The 20390-nt window shown below is 44.3% G+C and carries 18 protein-coding genes; 11 read left to right on the top strand and 7 right to left on the bottom strand.

What is annotated here, in order from left to right:
- Window positions 1-2 precede the first annotated feature (2 nt).
- A complete protein-coding gene (locus EPL05_RS08595) occupies window positions 3-566 on the top strand; it encodes a peroxiredoxin family protein (RefSeq protein WP_166727670.1) in 564 nt (187 codons plus the stop codon).
- Window positions 567-658: 92 nt separating this feature from the next.
- Window positions 659-4198 carry a chromosome segregation protein SMC gene (smc, locus tag EPL05_RS08590; protein ID WP_128533525.1) on the top strand — a complete coding sequence of 1180 codons (3540 nt, stop codon included), beginning with the start codon at window positions 659-661 and terminating at the stop codon, window positions 4196-4198.
- Window positions 4199-4257: 59 nt separating this feature from the next.
- On the opposite strand, the gene EPL05_RS08585 is transcribed toward smc, so the two are convergent.
- The 4 genes from EPL05_RS08585 to EPL05_RS08570 form a co-directional block, all read right to left on the bottom strand.
- Complete coding sequence (locus EPL05_RS08585; RefSeq protein ID WP_128533524.1) at window positions 4258-5841, bottom strand: S41 family peptidase; 1584 nt, start codon at window positions 5839-5841, stop codon at window positions 4258-4260.
- Between the two features lie 64 nt (window positions 5842-5905).
- On the bottom strand, window positions 5906-6523 hold the full coding sequence (locus tag EPL05_RS08580; RefSeq protein ID WP_128533523.1) for an HAD family hydrolase: 618 nt from the start codon (window positions 6521-6523) through the stop codon (window positions 5906-5908).
- Window positions 6504-6812, bottom strand: a complete 309-nt coding sequence (locus EPL05_RS08575; RefSeq protein ID WP_128533522.1) for a hypothetical protein — start codon at window positions 6810-6812, stop codon at window positions 6504-6506. The genes EPL05_RS08580 and EPL05_RS08575 overlap by 20 nt, the downstream gene beginning before the upstream one ends.
- Window positions 6813-7472, bottom strand: coding sequence for an ABC transporter ATP-binding protein (locus EPL05_RS08570; RefSeq protein ID WP_128533521.1), 660 nt, complete (start codon window positions 7470-7472; stop codon window positions 6813-6815).
- Between the two features lie 164 nt (window positions 7473-7636).
- Here EPL05_RS08570 and sucC point away from each other — a divergent pair, with 164 nt between their 5' ends.
- The 5 genes from sucC (at window position 7637) to EPL05_RS24460 (ending at window position 11223) form a co-directional block, all read left to right on the top strand.
- Window positions 7637-8830, top strand: a complete 1194-nt coding sequence (gene sucC / locus EPL05_RS08565) for an ADP-forming succinate--CoA ligase subunit beta (protein ID WP_128533520.1) — start codon at window positions 7637-7639, stop codon at window positions 8828-8830.
- A 129-nt stretch (window positions 8831-8959) separates the two neighbouring features.
- Window positions 8960-9445: a hypothetical protein gene (locus EPL05_RS08560; RefSeq protein WP_128533519.1), complete on the top strand. Its 486-nt coding sequence runs from the start codon at window positions 8960-8962 to the stop codon at window positions 9443-9445.
- Window positions 9446-9774: 329 nt separating this feature from the next.
- Window positions 9775-10305, top strand: a complete 531-nt coding sequence (locus tag EPL05_RS08555) for a YceI family protein (RefSeq protein ID WP_128533518.1) — start codon at window positions 9775-9777, stop codon at window positions 10303-10305.
- A gap of 152 nt (window positions 10306-10457) precedes the next feature.
- Window positions 10458-11078 (top strand): L-threonylcarbamoyladenylate synthase, encoded by a 621-nt coding sequence (locus EPL05_RS08550; RefSeq protein ID WP_128533517.1) that lies wholly within the window; start codon window positions 10458-10460, stop codon window positions 11076-11078.
- A 22-nt stretch (window positions 11079-11100) separates the two neighbouring features.
- Window positions 11101-11223, top strand: coding sequence for a hypothetical protein (locus EPL05_RS24460; RefSeq protein WP_262708161.1), 123 nt, complete (start codon window positions 11101-11103; stop codon window positions 11221-11223).
- Window positions 11224-11234: 11 nt separating this feature from the next.
- Here the strand turns inward: EPL05_RS24460 and trpA are convergent, their stop codons facing one another.
- Complete coding sequence (gene trpA / locus EPL05_RS08545; RefSeq protein ID WP_128533815.1) at window positions 11235-12005, bottom strand: tryptophan synthase subunit alpha; 771 nt, start codon at window positions 12003-12005, stop codon at window positions 11235-11237.
- 359 nt (window positions 12006-12364) lie between these two features.
- Between trpA and EPL05_RS08540 the strand changes: the two genes are divergently transcribed.
- From EPL05_RS08540 to EPL05_RS08525, 4 genes are all read left to right on the top strand, one after another.
- On the top strand, window positions 12365-13864 hold the full coding sequence (locus EPL05_RS08540) for a sodium:solute symporter (protein WP_128533516.1): 1500 nt from the start codon (window positions 12365-12367) through the stop codon (window positions 13862-13864).
- A 113-nt stretch (window positions 13865-13977) separates the two neighbouring features.
- Complete coding sequence (locus tag EPL05_RS08535) at window positions 13978-14685, top strand: LOG family protein (protein WP_128533515.1); 708 nt, start codon at window positions 13978-13980, stop codon at window positions 14683-14685.
- Window positions 14686-14782: 97 nt separating this feature from the next.
- The gene (locus EPL05_RS08530; RefSeq protein WP_128533514.1) at window positions 14783-16018 is read left to right on the top strand and encodes a TCR/Tet family MFS transporter; all 1236 of its coding nucleotides are present in this window, start codon (window positions 14783-14785) and stop codon (window positions 16016-16018) included.
- Window positions 16019-16060: 42 nt separating this feature from the next.
- Window positions 16061-17323, top strand: a complete 1263-nt coding sequence (locus EPL05_RS08525) for a TCR/Tet family MFS transporter (protein ID WP_128533513.1) — start codon at window positions 16061-16063, stop codon at window positions 17321-17323.
- Here EPL05_RS08525 and EPL05_RS08520 read toward each other — a convergent pair.
- Together EPL05_RS08520 and EPL05_RS08515 are read right to left on the bottom strand one after the other, a co-directional pair.
- Complete coding sequence (locus EPL05_RS08520; protein WP_128533512.1) at window positions 17307-17900, bottom strand: DUF502 domain-containing protein; 594 nt, start codon at window positions 17898-17900, stop codon at window positions 17307-17309. The genes EPL05_RS08525 and EPL05_RS08520 overlap by 17 nt on opposite strands.
- Before the next feature lie 14 nt (window positions 17901-17914).
- Window positions 17915-20380 (bottom strand): bifunctional UDP-N-acetylmuramoyl-tripeptide:D-alanyl-D-alanine ligase/alanine racemase, encoded by a 2466-nt coding sequence (locus EPL05_RS08515; RefSeq protein WP_128533511.1) that lies wholly within the window; start codon window positions 20378-20380, stop codon window positions 17915-17917.
- Between the last annotated feature and the right edge of the window lie 10 nt (window positions 20381-20390).

The following is a 20390-nucleotide window of genomic DNA, read 5'->3' as shown; positions in this document are numbered from 1 at the left end:
CGATGAAAAAATGGCATCTGATATTTTTGTTATCGATGATGAGCCCAGCCGTGCTTTGTGCGCAGGCTTCTTCCAAAAATCCCGATAAATTAAACGGTTTAAAAAACATCGACAAAATAGTAGAACTAAAGGTTGGCGACAAAATTTACAATTTTGAAGCTTATGATGCTGCAGGTAAAACTCACAAGCTTTCCAGCTACACCGGTAAGTACATCCTGCTCGATTTTTCATCGGTACACTGCGGCCCCTGCGTGGCCTCCGCGGATGAGTTGCGGATGCTGACCAAAAAGTATAAAAACAAACTAAATGTGATAACCTTCTCCGCTGATAAAAAAGGCGAATGGCTAAAGGGTATCAAAGATGAAAAAGTAACCTGGGTAAGCCTCAACGATGGTACTGGCCTCCGTGGCAAAACCATGTTAAAGTACCGTGCACCGAGCTTTCCGGGCTTCTACATCATTTCGCCGCAAGGTGTAATTGTAGAAACATGGGTGGGTTACGAAAAACTGACAACCGGCACAGGCTACCTGGAAAAGCATCTGATCAAATACCTGAAAAAGGCCTAAGCATTTACCAGTTTTCGCTTCGCTCCTCTTTACAAAATCCGAATTTTTTCCTTAACTTAAAGCTTTATTTTTCGGACGCACTATCTTACTGAATGCAGCTTACACAATTAGAAATCAAGGGTTTCAAAAGCTTTGGCGATAAAATAACCATCAACTTTAATGAGGGGGTTACGGCTATTGTGGGGCCTAATGGTTGTGGTAAGAGCAATGTGGTAGATGCCATCCGCTGGGTTTTGGGCGAACAAAGCACCCGGATGCTGCGGTCGGAGAAGATGGATAACGTTATTTTTAACGGAACCAAGAGCCGTAAGCCGGCTAACCTTGCCGAGGTATCGCTCACCTTCGATAACACCAAAAATATCCTCCCTACCGATTTTTCGCAGGTAACGCTTACCCGTCGCCTGTACCGCACCGGCGAAAGCGAGTACCGCCTCAACGATGTACAATGCCGCCTGAAGGATATCACCGATATGTTTATGGATACCGGCGTGGGTGCCGATTCCTACTCCATTATCGAGCTGCGGATGATAGACGAGATCATCAATAACAAAGAAGGTTCGCGCCGTAATTTGTTTGAGGAGGCATCGGGAATATCTAAATATAAGCTCCGCAAAAAACAAACTTTCAGCAAGTTAAAAGATACCGAGACCGACCTGGAGCGCGTGGAAGACTTGCTTTTCGAAATTGAAAAGAACCTTAAAACGTTAGAGAACCAAGCTAAGAAAACCGAACGTTATTATCGCCTGCGCGACCAGTATAAAATTCTGAGCATGTCGCTGGCCTCCTTCCGCATCGCCGGGTTCAGCAAAACACTGGGAGAGATAGAAGAAAAAGAGCAAAAGCAGCGTGTAGAAAGGTCTGGCTTGTCTACCAGGATAGATACGCTGGAAGCTGCCCTGCAGCAACAAAAACTGGATAGCCTCACTAAAGAGAAAAACCTTGCCGCACAGCAGAAAACCACTAATGAATTTGTCTCGAAGATCCGCGCTTACGAAAGCGAGAAGCGGATTAAGAATGAGCAGCTAAAGCATCAACAGGATAAAGAAAGCCGCTTAAAGGAAGAACTGGAGCGGGATACCAACCAACACAAGCACGTTCAGTATAATATTAAACGCCTTAACGAGGAGAAAATGCAGGAAGACGAAAACCTGCAAACCATTACTACCCGCGTTGCCGAACTGAAAGCCGCGGTAGATGGCCTGCGCCTCTCGCAAACAGAAGCGCGTGCCGAACTGAACGAACTAAACGCTGTAAATAATCGCCTGCAAAACCAGGTTTACAAAACCGAAAAGGATATTGATATCCTGAACATACAGCAACAGGCGCTTGAGCAGGAAAGCCTGCGCAACATGGAGGATGCCAGCAACAAAGAGGTGGAACTCTCCCACTTTAACCGTGTTGTTGCCGAACTGGATAGCCGCACCGAAACGCTGAAAAGCGAATACGAACTTGCTGTTGATGCCGAAAATAAATTACAGGAACAGATCGTATCCACCGAAGGTGAACTGAAAACAGTTACCGAAAGCATAGCCGCTGATAGCCGTAAGCTGGATGCCAAGCAAAACGAATACAACCTTACCAAGAGTATGGTTGATAATCTGGAAGGCTTCCCGGAGTCTATCCGTTTCCTGAAGAAGAACACCAACTGGGCCAAAAACATCGCCCTGTTCAGCGATATATTATTTTGTAAGGAAGAGTACCGCATAGCGATAGAAAACTACCTGGAGCCGCTGATGAACCACTACGTAGTGAATAATTACGACGAGGCAATAGCGGCCATTAACCTGCTGAGCAATTCCTCAAAAGGCAGGGCGCAGTTTTTTATACTGGATAATTATAAGGACGAAACCACGGCGTCACCTCCACAGCAAATATCGGGGATACCTGCCCTATCGGTCATAGAGGTCGATACCCGCTATGCTCCCCTTTGTACCCACCTGCTTAAAAACGTATACCTCGTAAACGATAATACCGAGCAGGACATCAATAACGCCAACCTGCCGGATGGTGTGGTGCTGATAGGTAAAAGCGGCAAGTTCAATAAATCAAAGCATACCATGGCCGGTGGTTCGGTAGGTTTGTTTGAGGGTAAGCGTATTGGCCGTGCCAAAAACCTGGATAACCTGCTCAAGGAAATTAAGCAGGCGGAAACGCGTATTGGTTCTTTCAAAAACCAAAGTCAGGCATTACAAAGCACGTTAACCTCGCTAAAAGCATCGGGCCGGGCAAACGAGATCAGGCAAAAGCAAACCGATCTTAATAAACTCAACACCGAGCTGGTCACCGTTAAAACCAAGCAGGAACAATACCAGGCCTTTATAGAGAACAGCCTCAACCGCAAACAGGATATTGCCAACCGTATAGCCGGTATTAAAACCGAGATACAAACGCTGCTGCCTGCTTTAGCAGAATACCGTACCCAAAAAGAGATGCAGGCCGACCTGATGTTGGACAAGCAACAGGCCTTTAATGAGCTTAACGAGTTTGTATCGGTGCAATCCAACGCTTACAACCAGGAAAACATCCGCTTCCACCAGCAGCAGAACAAGGTATCGGGTTTGATGAAGGACCTTGAGTACCGCGAATCGCAGTTGGAGAACCTTGATGGCCGCATTATGCACAACAGCGCCGAGATGGAGAAGGTGAAGATGCTGATCAAAGAAAACCTACAGCAAACCGGCTACAGTGATGATAGCCTGCTGGAAATGTACGAGCAGAAAGAAAACCTCGAAAAAGCTACCCAGGAAGCCGAGCGCGAATATTATAACTGGCGCGGCAACATCACCGGGAGCGAGAACGAGATACTGTTATTACGCCGTAATAAAGACCAGGCCGAACTCATAGAAAATGAACTGAAGGATGCCCGCAACAACCTAAAACTGGAACTGAACGCCCTTAAAGAGCGCCTTTCGGTAGAGTTTAATGTAGATATATCTGACCTGCCCGAAACCGAGGAGAATCAAACCGAAAGCGAAGCCGAAATTCGCGAGCATACCGATAAACTGAAACGCCAGATGGACGATTTCGGCGCTATTAACCCGATGGCGGTTGAGGCCTATAACGAAATGAGCGAACGGCACAGCTTTATCCAGGCGCAAAAGAAGGACCTTGCGGAAGCAAAGGCATCGCTTTTGGCTACCATACAGGAGATAGATGACACCGCCAAGGAAAAATTCATGACGGCGTTTACGCTGGTGCGCGAGAATTTTATCAAAGTATTCCGCTCCCTGTTTAACGAGGAAGATAGTTGCGACCTCATCCTCTCCGACCCTTCGCACCCGCTGGAATCGGAAATAGATATCATTGCCAGGCCGAAGGGAAAGCGCCCCCTATCCATCAACCAGCTATCGGGTGGCGAAAAAACGCTTACCGCTACGGCCATCCTTTTCTCGCTTTACCTGCTGAAGCCTGCCCCCTTCTGTATTTTCGACGAGGTGGATGCTCCGCTGGATGATACCAATATTGATAAGTTTAATAATATCATCCGCAAGTTTTCCAAGGAGTCGCAGTTTATCATTATATCGCATAATAAACGCACCATTGCCTGTACCGATATTATTTACGGCGTTACCATGGTAGAGCAAGGCATCTCGCGTGTAGTGCCTGTTGACCTCCGCGAACTGGCCGACTAAACAAAAAAGACGTCCCGGTTTCCCGAAACGCCTTTTCACCGTTATTATAATACCTAAAACTATTTCTTTTTAAGCGATTTATTAAACACCATTCCGCGGAACTTATTGCCATCCATTTCTATACCGGCTTCCCTCGATTGGTCAACCGACATGATATTAGTTTTTCCGGCGGTGCTTTGTATTACCTGGCCAGCAACGTTGAATGTACCGGTTTTAACATAATTTAAAGCATATGCGAGGAGCGCTTCGGTTGGGTCACCAAAATCTTTGGTAACGTCATCAGTGTGTTCAACTCCCGGATAATCAGCGGTACCGGGTTTCATGCCGGCATAATAGCCGCCCTGGTTTGCAGAGTTTTTGGTTTCAAACTCGGGGATGTACATCTGGTATTTATTAATATCGATATCAAAAAAGCCAACCGGTTTTCCATAGCTGGTAGTACCAATCAATTTAACATCCATTATAGGGCGCAGGTTGTTGATGGTTAGCTCGCTTGCAGATGCCGTTGAACCTGTTACTATAAAAAACACATGGCTAAGTGTAAGTGAAACCGGCACCCCCGTTTTAGAAAAATCAACCGCGTTGCCTGCTACCGAATAATCAAATTGCGAATAGTTATAAATTTCGCCGGTAGTCGCATCTTTACGCACCTGGTTTTTTAGGATACTCGCATTACGGGCTGCTGTGGTTGTTAAGCCTGTTAAGTTGCTATTAAAATAAGAGCTGTACATTACCGAACCGCTTTTAGCAGCAGGCGCAATCAGGTTACTTAAATATTCGGCAGTTGAAACAAACCCCCCGCCATTGTAACGCAGATCCACAACCAGGTCGGTAATGTTTTGCCCGGCAAAATCGTTAAATGCCTCGTTTAATTTTGGCTTGGCATTTGCCAACGACGTAAAGCTGTTAAATACCAGGTATCCAACTTTTTTGCCTCCACCCTGGTCAAAAACATTATGTGTTATCACTGGGTTTGTGGTATAAGTGTCTGCATTAAGGGTCACCGTAATACTGGTAGCATCCGGTTTTTTAAGTACCATGTTAATGGTACTGCTTTGGGCGTAAGCGTTTATTACAAAATTTAAATTTGTACCCGGCCCGCCATTACCGTCATAAGCTAAATTGGTACGCCCGTTAATACTGGTGATCTGGTATCCGCGTTTTAGCCCCGCCCGGTCTGCGGGTGAGTTAGGGTAAACATAACGCACGCGCAAATCGTTAGTAGCGGCATAGATCGGCGCAAAGCCAAAATCGCCGTTTACGCCGTTTAATTCTGCAGATACTGTACCGTCATCAATAAACGAGTATTTTGCTTCCCCGGGTGAGGACGGATAGTATTCGTATGGCTTGCCCGTATTAGGGTTTATTTTATATTGAGATAAAGCGTCAACCTCTTTTTGTATGGCGCTTATGTCATCGGTACCGGTGAAGGTTCGCGGTTTAAAGGTCGCGTAATCAGGCAAGCCGTCATTCCAGTAATAAGCTTCTTTAGCATACAGGAAAATAGAATCTCGGATCAGATCAAGCGTGGTGCCGGTTTTTGACGGCTCGATAGGTGTTGTACCCGGGTCCGGTGTTTTACTTTTCTTGCAGGATGATACAACTACTGCAAGTAATATAACAAGGTAAAATATTTTTCGCATTTTATATATGTATATAGTATATGTTGGTTAACGGATATATCAATAATATATTACAGGCCTGAAATTACAAAAACTCGTTCGCATTCAGGTAATCTATTCCGGTTGTTTGGGCACATAACGCATCTGTTTCCGAATTTTCTATCATCAGTAGGTCTCTTCGCTCCAATTGGTGCTCTTTCATCAGCAAATGCAGCACATCGGGCTCGGGCTTCGGCTTAGTTTCATCGGCAAAATAAGCTATTAAATAGGGTTCCAAACCATGCCATTCCAGGTGTTTAATTTTATTGAGCTGTTGCTGAGGGTTTCCGTTGGTTACAATAAACAACTTTTTCCTGTCGGTAACAGCCTCTTGCAAAAACTCCAGCATGTTCTGGTACAAAAGCAGCTTTAAAGGCACTTTCCCGGTTGCCATCAGCAGGTCTAAATTAAGCCTGTATTTTTCGTCAACCTTCAGCGTATGCACCAATTCATCAAAAACAGCATCGGCTCCTTTATCGATATAAGTATCTATCATTAAATTGGTTGTCTGTTTCGCGTCAGTAAGATCGGTATACTCCAGCAGGTTGGCAAACAGGTAGTAAATTTGATATATGTAATCCTTCGCGGGGTACAAAACATTATCCAGTTCAACAATAAAAGCCTTTTTACGCGGGTCTATATCGCTATATTTCAATTTGGCCATCTAAAATATCGATGTTATATTCTTTAAATAATAGTTCCGATTCGCGCAGCAAATCAAGTTCTTGCACCGTTAAAACGTACACGGCATTAATACCCTTATCCAAACAAAGCGTCAGCATCTCGTGCTGGTAACTTACCGAAACGGGGCTCGGCAGCTTAAGCAGCCCTGTACTCTTCACCATAAAATCAGGCAGGTCGGCGTGGTCGCCCAATAAAACATCCGGGGTGTTTAGCTTATTTTTCAGCTTATGTGCCGATGCGGATGTGGCGGATGTTATTAATATACTCACTTATAAACTGTCTACTATTAAACCATCCTTCATTAATATAGTACGATCTGCCATACCGGCGAGTTCCTCGTTGTGGGTTACTATCACAAAAGTTTGGTTAAACTCTTTGCGGAGCCTTACAAAAAGTTCGTGCAATTCCAGCGCGTTCTTCGAATCGAGGTTCCCCGAGGGCTCATCCGCAAATATCAGCGCGGGTTTGTTTATTAAGGCACGCGCAACGGCAACCCTTTGTTGCTCCCCTCCCGATAGTTCCGCGGGTTTATGGGTAAGCCTGCCGCCCAGCCCAAGCATATTAAGCAGTTCCGTGGCGCGTTTTTCCGCCTCGGCACGCGGTATGCCGGCTATAAAGGCGGGCATACACACATTTTCTATCGCGTTAAACTCTACCAGTAAATGATGGAACTGAAATATAAAGCCGATCTTCCGGTTACGGAAATCGCTGAGGTTCTTATTATCCAGCTTATTTACTTCCACGTTATCTATAAACAGCTGCCCCGAATCGGCATTATCCAGCGTGCCCAGGATATTAAGCAGCGAACTTTTGCCGGCGCCCGAAGCCCCAACAATGGTTACTATTTCTCCCCGGTTTACTTCCAGATCAACACCTTTTAAAATATGAAGCTGCCCGTAGGATTTATGGATAGATTGTGCTTTAAGCATGGGCAAAGATAATTTTTTTGGGTTGATTATGTGAGTGGTTAAGTGGTGAGTGGTTTGTTTTATGTCAAAATTCTGCATGCATTTAACTCAATCAACTTAATCCAGCTCAATCAACCTTAAAATAAAAAGAAAATAGTAGTTTTACCGCAAATCTTTCAAAAAACATGAATATTCACGAATATCAGGGCAAAGCGATACTAAAAAGCTTTGGCGTTAGAGTACAGGAAGGCATAGTTGCAGATACACCGGAAGAAGCTGTTGCTGCGGCTCAGAAGATAAAGGAAGACTATGGGTCGGACTGGTCGGTTATAAAAGCACAGATCCACGCAGGTGGCCGCGGTAAAGGCGGTGGCGTTAAGCTGGCTAAAAATGCAGAACAGGTAAAGGAAATTGCAGGCAAGATCATTGGTATGCAATTAGTTACCCCGCAAACCGGGCCCGAAGGTAAATTAGTGAAAAAAGTATTGGTAGCACAGGATGTTTACTACCCCGGCGAAAGCGAAGTAAAAGAGTTTTACGTAAGCGTACTGCTCGATCGCGCCGCGGGCCGCAACATCATCATGTATTCTACCGAAGGCGGTATGGATATTGAAGAAGTAGCACACAGCACCCCAGAGCTGATCCACAAAGAAGAAATTGACCCTAAAGTTGGTTTACAGCCTTTCCAGGCGCGTAAGATCGCTTTCAACCTGGGTTTAAGCGGCGACGCTTTTAAAGATATGGTGAAATTCATCACCGCTTTATATAAAGCATACGATGCTACCGATTCATCTCAGTTTGAGATCAATCCTGTTTTAAAAACATCTGATAACAAAATATTAGCGGTTGACGCTAAGGTAAACTTAGATGATAACGCTTTATACCGCCACCCGGATTACGCCGCTATGCGCGATACCGACGAGGAAGACCCAACAGAAGTTGAGGCAAGCAAAAGCAACCTTAACTATGTAAAGCTCGACGGTAACGTTGGCTGTATGGTTAACGGCGCTGGTTTGGCTATGGCAACCATGGATATTATTAAACTGGCCGGCGGCGAGCCTGCTAACTTTTTGGACGTAGGCGGAACCGCTAACGCGCAAACTGTTAAAGCTGGTTTCAACATCATTTTGTCTGACCCTAATGTTAAGGCCATCCTGATCAACATCTTTGGTGGTATCGTTCGTTGCGACCGTGTTGCACAGGGTGTAATTGATGCTTACCACGAAATTGGCAACATCCCGGTGCCTATCATTGTTCGTTTACAGGGCACAAACGCTGCCGAAGCAAAAGAACTGATCGATAATTCTGGCTTAAAAGTATTCTCAGCTATTTTGCTGAAAGAAGCTGCTGACAGGGTTAAAGAAGTTTTAGCGCTTTAAGTTAGAGATTGCAGACCGGAGATCAGTTAAATTTTCGGTTTAAAATACAATGGGGCTTCGGCCCCTTTTTTGTTGGCTTCACTTTATGGAATTGACAATAAGTTTGAATCATTACAATAAATCATGAACATGAAAAAATCTTTGTTATCTATCTTTATTGTAATTGCTGCCGTATTATCTACCTCCCCCACAAGCGCGCAAAGCAAGCTAAGCCTTGACGACTTATTTTTTATCCATAAGACAACCGATACCGTCGAGATTAACAATTTTATCGAGAGCAAAGGATACAAATATTTTTTTAGTTGGGGAAATAGTAACGGGAAATTCACGAGCTGGGACGGAAAAAAAATCGGCGGTTACGATGACTTGAAAATTTGGAGGATAGTATTACTTGATCAAATCTCAATTGTTTATTGTATCGCCAGCTATGATAGCTACAAGGAACTTATAACGTCTGCCCGCAAAAATAATTATAAACACGTCGGGGAAGAACTTATTAAAATATCGCCCAATGAACAAGCCCTTTGTGATGTGTTTAAGAACAATGAAATGATATTCTATACTCATAGGCACGAATATGCAAATCACAATGAATATGAAATTGTGATAAAGTAGTATTTAGTCCCCGCAAGGTCGACCCTGCCGCATCAGGACATTCCTATAGCATATCGTTTGCCTTGCATGCCGCCGCAGGGTGCTCTGCGAGAGACCCTGCGGGGAAAATTGAGAGCTTTTAGCTCGGTAATTTAACAAAAGCATAAAGTGTATTAAGAGGACCTCTGCCCCTTTTTGTTGTTATTTACAAACAATACCCATAAAATACATGTTATAACTTACAATTGTCTACCTATTGTAAAATACAAATATAATAATAAATGTTTAAACATCTATTATTATATTTGTATCATAATTAAGAGAAACAAAATTTAAAACATAAAAACATCATGGCAACAGCAACAAAATGGGTTTTAGACCCAATGCACTCAGAAGTACAATTTAAAGTAAAACACTTAGTAATATCAACCGTAACAGGCGCTTTTAAAACATTTGAAGGTGAATTAACTACCGAAAGCGACGATTTCGAAGGCGCTGACGTAAGTTTTTCATTAGACGTGAACAGCATCGACACTAACCAGGAAGCACGCGATGGCCACCTTAAATCTGGTGAGTTTTTCGATGCGGAAACTTATCCAAAGATCAGTTTCAAATCAACCTCTTTTACAAAAGATGGCGACTATAAATTAACCGGCGATTTGACCATTAAAGACGTTACCAAACCGGTAACTCTTGATGTAGAGTACGGTGGTGTAGCAGGCGATTTTTATGGCAACACCAAAGCAGGTTTTGAAATAACCGGTAAGATCAACCGTAAAGATTTCGGTTTAGTTTGGGATGGCGTAACCGAAGCAGGTTCGGTAGTGTTAGGCTCGGATATTAAACTGATCATCAACGTTCAGTTCGCAAAACAAGCGTAATTGATTTGGGATTTCGGAATTGAGATTTCGAAATTAAAGAGTCTTTAACTTCATATAAAATGCCGGATATAACAATTATTCGGCATTTTTGTATTTATATACAGTACCAACACGAAATTCGAAATTGAACATTCGAAATTCGATATTATATTATGCTGATAAAAATATACCCCGAGAACCCGAACGAAAAAGCCATTGAGCAGGTAGCCGATGTACTGCGCAAAGGCGGGCTCATCATCTACCCTACAGATACCGTTTACGGGCTTGGCTGCGATATTACCAATCATAAAGCCATTGAGGCTATCTGCAAGATCCGAGGCATTAAACCTGAGAAGGCAAACTTCTCGTTTATCTGTTACGACCTCAGTCATATCTCTGATTATATCAAGCCGATTGATAATACCACCTTCAGAGTGTTGAAGAAGGCGTTGCCCGGGCCGTTCACTTTTATTTTTAATGCCAGTCATGCTGTGCCAAAGATGCTTAGCTCTAATAAAAAAACGGTTGGTATCCGTGTTCCTGATAATAACATCGCCCGAGAAATTGTAAAGGTATTGGGTAACCCTATCCTATCTACGTCGATACACGATGAGGATGAGATCATAGAATACTCTACAGACCCCGAACTGATCTACGAAAAATACCAGGACCTGGTAGATATAGTGATCGACGGCGGCTACGGCGATAACGTACCCTCCACCGTGGTAGACTGCACTAACGGCGAGTTTGAAGTTATCCGCGAAGGTAAGGGCGAGTTGGAAGAGTATTTGTAACGATAACTTAAAACTTCACGTCATGCCGGTTTATTTCGGCACCCCACGGTACAGGCTCAAGATCATGCACAGCGGCTACTATAATGATGGGGTGTTGAAACAAGTTCAACATGACGGCTACGAGGCAGAGCGTACCACTATATAAACGCGAAAATCTTACCCCTTTATCCCTGCAATAAATCCCGGGATCTTCTCCATATAATTCTCGGTACCCAACAGTTTCACAAAGGCACTACCCACAATAGCACCATTGGCGTATTGGCAAGCCTTGCTAAACGAAGCATGATCTGAAATACCGAAACCGATGATAGCCGGATTAGTTAAATTCATGGCTTTTACTCGGTTGTAGTATTCTTCTATGCTATCTGTAAGTTGCAAATTTCCACCGGTAATGGATGAGGAGGAGAGCAGGTAAATAAAGCTGTTGCTTAGTTCATCAATCTTACGGATCCGCTCTTCTGAGGTTTGCGGGGTTACCAGGAATATATTGCTGAGGTTATTGTCTTCAAAATGGTTGCTGTACAGCATTTCGTACTCATACATAGGCAGATCGGGCACAATGATACCATCTACACCAACAGCAGCCGCATCCTTGCAGAAACGTTCTACACCGTACTGTACAATGGGATTTACGTAACCCATCAGTAAAATGGGGATATTGACACGCTGCCGCAGATCTTTCAATTGTTCAAACAATACGGTTAAGGTCATGCCATTGAGCAACGCGTTTTCAGAACTATGCTGAATGGTTGGCCCATCCGCAACAGGATCGCTGTACGGGAAACCAATTTCCAGAAAATCGGCACCTGCTTTTTCCAGGGATTCGGCAATATCAACTGTGGTGTTCAGCTCCGGATAACCGGCTGTAAAATAAATAGACAGTAAGTTTTCCTTTTTCGTATCGAAAAGTTTGTTCAACCTGTTCATCGGTGTAGTTGTATCAGCCATTATATATGCCCTTATTATATAGAGCAAAAATATCGTTAAATAATTTCTTTCCGCGTGTTTATTAAAAAACTTTTAGAAAGGTGTTCCACTTTGGTATTAATGGTGTGTTTTAGCTGGCTTTGCAAATAAACATAGTTACTTAACTATCAGACAATTATGGACATTATCTCAATAAAAGGGGTGTTCCAAAGTGTTTCACCAAAAACTGTAAAATACTGATAATCAATATTGTTTTAAAAATAAGTTTTCCACATAAAAAAGTGGAACACCTACAGGCAACCATTCAATATTTGCTTGATATGCCTTAAACTCATACATTCGAAAAAACAGACAAAGCCATGGCCCCCGGAATATTGCTCACATTTATAGTAGGTTACTTTTTGGTATTGCTGGTGATATCGCACCTAACCTCAAAAAATTCTGCCAATAACGATACTTTTTTTGTGGCCAACCGCAACTCCAAATGGTATTTGGTGGCCTTCGGCATGATAGGCACCGCGCTGAGCGGGGTTACTTTTATTTCGGTGCCCGGCAAAGTAGGCGCCCCAAGCGGCGACCAGTTCGCTTACTTTCAGTTTGTGCTGGGCAACGCGGCGGGCTTTATTATTATCGCTACAGTGCTGCTGCCGCTGTACTATCGTTTAAAACTGACTTCCATATACAGCTATATAGAACAAGCGCTCGGCACCTGGAGTTATAAAACCGCGGCGGGTATTTTCCTCATTAGCCGTACTATCGGGTCGTCGTTCCGGCTGTATCTAGTGGTTATCGTACTGCAAAAATTCATTTTCGATAGTTATGGGGTGCCTTTTGCCGTAACGGTGTTAATATGCTTACTGCTGATATGGAGTTACACTTTTAAAGGGGGCTTAAAAACTATCATTATTACCGATAGTTTGCAGACGTTCTTCCTGGTATCATCAGTTTTCTTGTCTATATTTTTTATTTGCCGAAGCCTTAATTATAATCTTTTTGAGGCAATCGAAGCCATTAAGAACAGCAGCTATTCTAAAATATTCTTTTTTAGCGATTTCCTTACCAGTAAATTCCACTTCGCCAAAGAGTTTTGGGGTGGTATGTTCATCACCATCGGTATGACGGGTTTAGACCAGGACCTGATGCAGAAAAACCTCAGTCTGAAAAACATCAAGGAAGCGCAAAAGAACATGTTCAGCTTCACCGGGGTCTTCGTGGTGATTAACATCTTTTTCCTCAGCGTGGGCGCTTTGTTGTACATCTACGCCAATAAATACGGCATCAGCGTAGAAAAAACTGATTACCTCTACCCTACCATCGCCCTAAAATATTTGGGCGTTGTACCGGCTATGGTATTCATGCTGGGCTTAACAGCGGCCACCTTTGCCACTACAGATTCGGCACTAACCGCCCTCACCACTTCTTTCTGCGTAGACTTTTTAGGCTTCAATAAAAAAGCTGACGTAAACAGCAAAAAGAACGTAAACATCCGCCACTATGTACACATCGCTTTTTCGGGCCTGATGTTTTTAACCATCATCGTTTTCAACGCCATTAATAACGATGCGGTGGTTGGAGCGATATTTAAAGTAGCTTCCTATACTTACGGGCCGCTTTTAGGGTTATACTCTTTTGGCTTGTTTGTAAGCAATAGGCAAGTGAAAGACAAACTGGTGCCGTTTATATGTTTGATCTCTCCGGCGATATGCTTCTTTTTAAGTACCGAGAGCAAGAACCTCTTGGGCGGTTACGTTTTTGATAACGAACTCATCATCGTTAACGGGTTAATTACCTTTTTGGGATTATGGCTAACGTCAAGCCGGAAAGCGGCAAGCGCACAAATCAGTGCAGCAAAAGCTTGAGGCTAACAAAACTTAAAGCATCAATTATTGTACTATCAAAACCATTTGCTAACTTTCGAACTTTCAAAAATTTTGGGAGCAGCAGATGTTTCTATTCGTATTAAAATATAGTTATGACAAGTGAGGATAAAATAAGACAAGCGTTTGAGAATAAGAACTGGCAGGAAATAAAGGTTACCGATTCCTGGCAGATATTTAAAATAATGGCCGAGTTTGTAGACGGCTTTGAGAAACTGGCTAAAATTGGCCCCTGCGTATCCATCTTCGGTTCCGCACGTACCAAAAACGAGAACAAGTTTTACAAACTGGCAGAAGATTGCGCCCGCTTACTAACCGAGCGTGGTTACGGTGTGATCTCCGGCGGTGGCCCCGGTATTATGGAAGCAGCCAATAAAGGCGCTTACGAAGCCGGCGGTAAATCGGTAGGGTTGAATATAGAGTTGCCTTTTGAGCAATTTCACAATAAGTATATTGATAGGGATAAGATCCTGGAGTTTGATTACTTCTTTATCCGGAAGGTGATGTTTATGAAATACTCGCAGGGTTTCATTATCCTGCCGGGTGGTTTTGGCACTATGGACGAGTCCTTTGAAGCAATAACCCTCATTCAAACCGGCAAGATCGCCCGTTTCCCCATTGTTTTTGTGGGATTGGATTACTGGGGCGGCCTGTTTAAATGGGTGGAAGAACGCATGTTAGACGAAGAACACAACATCAGCAAGGACGACCTGAACCTGTACCGCGTAGTAGATACCGCCGAAGAAGCCGCAGAGCACATCTTCCGTTTCTACGATAAATACGTATTGAAACCAAACTTTTAAGCGGTTTAACAGAATTGAAAGCGATACGGTTCACTCCGTATCGCTTTTTTTATGATTCCTCAACCATATTCAAAAATTTATTGTTTATTTACAGGTTATGGACACCCTTGCCCAACCAAAAAAACAAGCTGCATTAAGCTTTATATTTATAACGCTCCTTATTGATGTTATCGGCCTTGCTATTATTATCCCCGTTTTCCCAAAACTAATAGAAAAACTTATCCACGGCAACATCAGCGAAGCTTCACGCATCTCTGGCTTATTGCTTGTGGCTTATGCTGTTATGCAATTTTTATGCTCGCCTTTAATTGGTAATTTGAGCGACAAATACGGTAGGCGACCAGTGCTTCTATTCTCCCTTTTAGGCTTCGGTATTGATTACCTTTTCCTGGCATTTGCGCCAACCATTGGCTGGCTGTTCCTGGGCCGCGTTATAGCGGGTATCACCGGGGCAAGTTTCACCACGGCATCCGCCTATATAGCTGATGTAAGCACGCCCGAAAAACGCGCGCAAAACTTTGGGATGATAGGCGTTGCTTTTGGCCTTGGCTTTATCATCGGCCCGTTTATTGGCGGTGTTTTGGGTAAAATGGATACTCATTACCCCTTCTATGCCGCGGCCGCCTTAGCCCTGTTAAATGCCGTTTACGGTTTTTTTATACTACCCGAATCGCTGGACAAAGAACACCGGCGCGAGTTTGATATTAAACGAGCCAATCCCCTTGGTTCTTTAAAACAGCTACGCAAATACCCCGCTGTAATAAACCTGGCGGTATGTTTATTTGTAATATACTTTGCCGCCCACGCCGTGCAAAGCGTTTGGACTTACTACACCATCGAAAAATTCAAATGGACTATAGACATCGTTGGTTACTCGCTTGCTTTCATTGGTTTATCCATCGCCATTGTACAGGGCGGACTCATCAGGGTAATCATACCCAAACTTGGCCAAAACCGGAGCATTTGGGTGGGCCTGTTATTATATGCCATTGGGATGCTGCTGTTTGGCCTGGCTAATCAAAGCTGGATGATGTTTGCCTTTATGGTTCCCTACGCTATGGGTGGCATAGCCGGCCCGGCCCTTCAGGGGGTAATGAGCAGCGAAGTACCCAAGAACGAGCAAGGAGAGTTACAAGGCGGCCTAACCAGTATCATGAGCCTCAGTTCCATATTCGGACCCTGGTTCATGACCTACATTTTCTACTATTTCACCAAACCGGGTGCCCCCGTTTACTTGCCGGGTGCGCCATATTTTATCGCGTCTGGTTTAATGCTGCTAAGCGCGGTATTGGCTGTAAGAAGTTTTAAAAAAGAAGTAAACAATCCCCTCTAAAAATACTTATAACAGCATGTATACTACTTTCGCCTGATATTTATGGAGAAAAAGACACACCAAGGCAAAGCAGCATTAGGATTTATTTTTGTTACAGTTTTTATTGATACGCTGGGCTTGGGTATCATCATCCCTATTTTACCAAAGTTATTAGAAAAACTTGCGCATGTAGATGTAAGTATGGCAAGCCAGTACAGCGGCTACCTCACCTTTACCTACGCCATGATGCAATTTATTTGCGCCCCCATATTGGGTAATCTTAGCGACAGGTATGGCCGACGGCCTGTGTTGCTGTTCTCTCTTTTAGGCTTTGGTGTCGATTATCTTTTTATGGCCTTCGCGCCAACTATCTTCTGGCTGTTTGTCGGCAGGTTTATAGCCGGCATAGCCGGAGCCAGTACCACAACCGCAACCGCTTATATATCTGATGTAAGCAGCGGCGAAAAACGGGCCGCCAACTTTGGCCTTATCGGTGCGGCAACCGGCCTTGGCTTTATTTTGGGTATTGGCATGGGCGGCTTTTTGGGTGATATCGATATTAAACTGCCATTTTTATGCGCCGCAGGCTTTGCCTTGTTAAACGCCATCTATGGGTTCTTTATCCTACCCGAATCGTTAACGCCAAAGAACAGGCGTCGTTTTGAATGGAAACGTTCAAACCCAATTGGCTCTTTGATTGGTTTACGCCACCATTCGTTGGCGGTGAGTACATTGATTACCGCATATACCATCGTATATATTGGCCAGAAAGCTGTAGAAAGCTGTTTGCCGTTTTATGTTATCGAAAAATTCAAATGGTCGGGATCAAGCATCAGCGCGCTTGGTATATTTTTAGGGTTACTTATCGTGGCCATACAAGGCGGTTTTGTGCGTTGGACTATCCCCAAATTTGGGTTGCGGAAAAACATTATGGCGGGTATCGCATTTTATGGTATCGGCCTGATATTGATAGCATTTAACAATACCCCCTGGCTGATGTATGCCTTTATGGTTCCCTATTGCCTTGGTGGAATTGGCGGTACCGCATTACAAGGTTTTATATCCGAACATGTTTCGGCCAAGGAACAGGGTGAATTGCAGGGTGCTTTGGCCAGTTTGGTGAGTGTAACCACGGTTATAGGCCCGCTGATGATGACGACCATCTTCCACCACTTCACCACAAACGAATCGAAAATATATTTCCCGGGCGCGCCGTTCTTATTAGGAGCTATATTGATGGCCGTGAGTATAATACTAACCATCAGGAGTTTTAAAAAGAAAGACCCAAAACTATTAACCCAACCATCTGCTACTCCAGCCCGCTAACGCCGCCGGATATTACAAATTTCATAATCTCCGCAGCGCTCTTATCGATAGGTTTAACTTTGTCTGCGGAGATGATGATCACTTGCCCCGCAAACGAGTACGACCATGGAAAATACACGGCTACTTCTCCTGGCAGGCCTATTGATGACATATCCTTTTGTACCATAAAGCCGATTTTCTTCAATCCAAATTCATTCACTTCTACCACAACAGGTTCGTTAAATTTTTTCTCGTCGCCAACAAAGGCTTCGGTAAGATCTTTTATAGATGAGTACAGGAATTTAAATATGGGCAAACGGTTTAACCAGCGCCTGAACCAGCCCTTAATAGGGTCAGTTATAACATTGGTAACCAGTATGCCCGCTACCAAAATGATAACAAATACGTTAACAATACCCAACCCCGGTATGTAAATAGGCTTACCGTTTTTGTCTACCCAGAGGTGGGCACTCAGGTTAAGCGCATTATCCAACGTAGATACCGCCCAAAATATCAAAAAGAATGCAGCGCCAAGCGGCACCACAATAAGCAGTCCTTTAATAAAGTAATTTAACAGGGCACCCAATAACCTTTTCATGCGGCAAATATACGCTATTCGTAAAAGTACACCCTTTTCACCCGTTGCGAAATATTTGTCAATATTTCATACGGAATGGTACTTATCTGTGCGGCAAGCTGTTCTATCCGTTGTTGCTCGTTAAAAACAATCACTTCGTCGCCTTCCCCCACCCCGCCGGGTACTTCGGTAATATCCAGCATACACATATCCATAGATACATTGCCAACCGTTGGTACCAGCACTCCGTTCACCAGCATCCTGCCTACGCCGTTGCCAAAAGCGCGTAAATACCCATCGGCATAGCCTATGCGTACTGTAGCGATCATGCCATCATTTTTGAGACTGCCGTTGCGGTTGTAACCTATGGTATCGTTCGCCAGTACTTTTTTCACCTGCGAAACGGTGGTTTTTAGCGTTGCTACGGGTTTTAGTCCCGCATCATCAGCAGGCACCGCCGCGTCCACGCCGTACAGGCCAATGCCCAACCTTACCATATCGTACTGTGCAGTGGGCCAGCGTGTTATCCCGGATGTATTGCTAATGTGCTTTATCACGCTATATCCCACCGCTTCCTCTATCTGCGCGTAAGCTTTTTCGAATATGCCTATTTGTTTCAGAGTGAATAGGTCGTGCTGTTCGTTATCACTGGCCACAAGGTGCGAGAACACCGACCGCACCCTAACGTATTTATTGATCTCCAACAGATCGCAAAGGGTCTCTACTTCATACTCCTCGAAACCAAGGCGGTGCATGCCCGTATCTATCTTAATGTGAATAGGGTAATTGCTGATCTCGTTTTCCTGCGCGTATTTTACAAACTCATCCAACAGGGTAAAACTGTAGATCTCGGGCTCAAGCTTATAGGTGGTTAGCTTATCATAAGCCAGCGGCTCGGGGTTTAAAACCACTATAGGTAGGGTGATGCCCCCCTCGCGTAATGCTATACCCTCGTCGGTATAGGCCACCGCGAGGTAATCCACCTTATTATATTGCAGCATATTGGCTACCTCAAAAGTGCCGCTGCCATACGAGAATGCCTTCACCATGGCCATTACCTTAACGCCGGGGTTTAGCTTAGCCTTATAAAAATTGAGATTACTAAGCAGTGTGTTCAGGTTTATCTCCAGCACCGTTTCATGCGCCTTTTGCCCCAGCGCGCGGCTTATACGCTCAAACTCAAAACTGCGCGAACCTTTGATCAGGATGGTTTCCTCGCGAAAGTGCAGTTTACCAATATCCTGCAATAGTGCAGCAGTATCGGCGTAAAAATGCGTTTCGGGTAGGTTAAAATATTTCTTGTGCTTGTCCAGATCGACCCCCACGCCAATAAAGCGCTCTATTTTTTTGTCCTTAATAAGTTGTGCCACCTGCTTGTACAAAGCATCCTGCTGCAAGCCAGATTGATAAATATCCGAAAGGATCACTGTTTTTTTATAATGCTGGTTCTGCTGGCTCAAAAAGTTCAGCGCGATCTCCAGTGATTGGATATCGGAATTGTAAGAGTCGTCTATAATAGAGCAATCGTTTACACCGTGCTTCAGCTCCAGGCGCATGCTTACAGCGCTCAGGCGTTCTATCCTGTCATCGGCATCGGCAGGGCTGTACCCCATGGCCAGCATGGTTGCCCAGCAAACTATAGCGTTTTCTATTGATGCTTCATCTCTGAAAGGGACGAGGCATTCAATTTCCTTTTCTTTATAGATGGCCCGCAGGTAATATTTATCGGATATCGCGGTTTCGCTAAAAACGTAAAGGTTGGCCGCATTTAGTTTACGACTCCAGGTAAAACATTCAATATCGCTTAACTCATCTTTATAATTCAACAGCACCTCGTGGTTGTATATTAGCTGCTTACAGTTTTTGAACAGTTGTAGTTTTTCCTTCAGTTTGGCCTCCGGCGATTCAAAACCCTCGTCATGAGCAGTGCCGATATGAGTAAGGATGCCGACAGACGGGTTTATCATAGCCGCCAGCTTTTCCATTTCGCCGGAGGTGGAGATGCCGGCCTCAAATATGCCCAGGTTATGCCCCGCGTTTATTTGCCATACCGAAAGCGGCACCCCTATTTGGGAATTATAGCTTTTGGGGTTGCGTACAATATTTTTTTCTGGGCAGAATAATTGATACAACCATTCTTTAACTATGGTTTTGCCGTTGCTGCCGGTAATACCTATCACCTGCAGGTTAAATTGATTCCGGTGATACGTGGCGAGTGCCTGCAGCGCCGTCAGTACATTGGCCACTATCAGGAAATTGGCATCGGCCATTATCACCTCCGGTCGCTGCTTCACCACAAAGCTACGTACGCCGGCTGTATAGGCATCGGCAATAAACTCGTGCCCGTTGCGCCTATCGCTCAATGCAAAAAACAGCGAGGCCGTGGGGTTGGTAATACGGCGGCTATCGGTGAGCAAAACACTGATGGGCTTATCGGTCACTATATCTCCCCCGGCATTGATGATCCCCTTAACCTCGTTTACAGAATACGTGTTTTGCATGATACGAATT

Origin of the sequence: Mucilaginibacter gilvus (genome assembly GCF_004054195.1) — a bacterium.
In the GTDB taxonomy this organism is placed as follows: domain Bacteria; phylum Bacteroidota; class Bacteroidia; order Sphingobacteriales; family Sphingobacteriaceae; genus Mucilaginibacter; species Mucilaginibacter gilvus.
This window is presented reverse-complemented; position numbering and strand designations above follow the sequence as displayed.

Bases quoted from the DNA above. Each gene is read 5' to 3' on its own strand.
- trpA (WP_128533815.1), bottom strand. From the start codon at position 12,005: ATGAACAGGTTGAACAAACTTTTCGATACGAAAAAGGAAAACTTACTG.
- EPL05_RS08535 (WP_128533515.1), top strand. From the start codon at position 13,978: ATGACAAGTGAGGATAAAATAAGACAAGCGTTTGAGAATAAGAACTGG.
- EPL05_RS08570 (WP_128533521.1), bottom strand. From the start codon at position 7,472: ATGCTTAAAGCACAATCTATCCATAAATCCTACGGGCAGCTTCATATT.
- EPL05_RS08550 (WP_128533517.1), top strand. From the start codon at position 10,458: ATGCTGATAAAAATATACCCCGAGAACCCGAACGAAAAAGCCATTGAG.
- smc (WP_128533525.1), top strand. From the start codon at position 659: ATGCAGCTTACACAATTAGAAATCAAGGGTTTCAAAAGCTTTGGCGAT.
- EPL05_RS08520 (WP_128533512.1), bottom strand. From the start codon at position 17,900: ATGAAAAGGTTATTGGGTGCCCTGTTAAATTACTTTATTAAAGGACTG.
- EPL05_RS08560 (WP_128533519.1), top strand. From the start codon at position 8,960: ATGAAAAAATCTTTGTTATCTATCTTTATTGTAATTGCTGCCGTATTA.
- EPL05_RS08515 (WP_128533511.1), bottom strand. From the start codon at position 20,380: ATGCAAAACACGTATTCTGTAAACGAGGTTAAGGGGATCATCAATGCC.
- EPL05_RS08540 (WP_128533516.1), top strand. From the start codon at position 12,365: ATGGCCCCCGGAATATTGCTCACATTTATAGTAGGTTACTTTTTGGTA.
- EPL05_RS24460 (WP_262708161.1), top strand. From the start codon at position 11,101: ATGCCGGTTTATTTCGGCACCCCACGGTACAGGCTCAAGATCATGCAC.
- EPL05_RS08555 (WP_128533518.1), top strand. From the start codon at position 9,775: ATGGCAACAGCAACAAAATGGGTTTTAGACCCAATGCACTCAGAAGTA.
- EPL05_RS08595 (WP_166727670.1), top strand. From the start codon at position 3: ATGAAAAAATGGCATCTGATATTTTTGTTATCGATGATGAGCCCAGCC.
- EPL05_RS08525 (WP_128533513.1), top strand. From the start codon at position 16,061: ATGGAGAAAAAGACACACCAAGGCAAAGCAGCATTAGGATTTATTTTT.
- EPL05_RS08580 (WP_128533523.1), bottom strand. From the start codon at position 6,523: ATGGCCAAATTGAAATATAGCGATATAGACCCGCGTAAAAAGGCTTTT.
- EPL05_RS08585 (WP_128533524.1), bottom strand. From the start codon at position 5,841: ATGCGAAAAATATTTTACCTTGTTATATTACTTGCAGTAGTTGTATCA.
- EPL05_RS08530 (WP_128533514.1), top strand. From the start codon at position 14,783: ATGGACACCCTTGCCCAACCAAAAAAACAAGCTGCATTAAGCTTTATA.
- sucC (WP_128533520.1), top strand. From the start codon at position 7,637: ATGAATATTCACGAATATCAGGGCAAAGCGATACTAAAAAGCTTTGGC.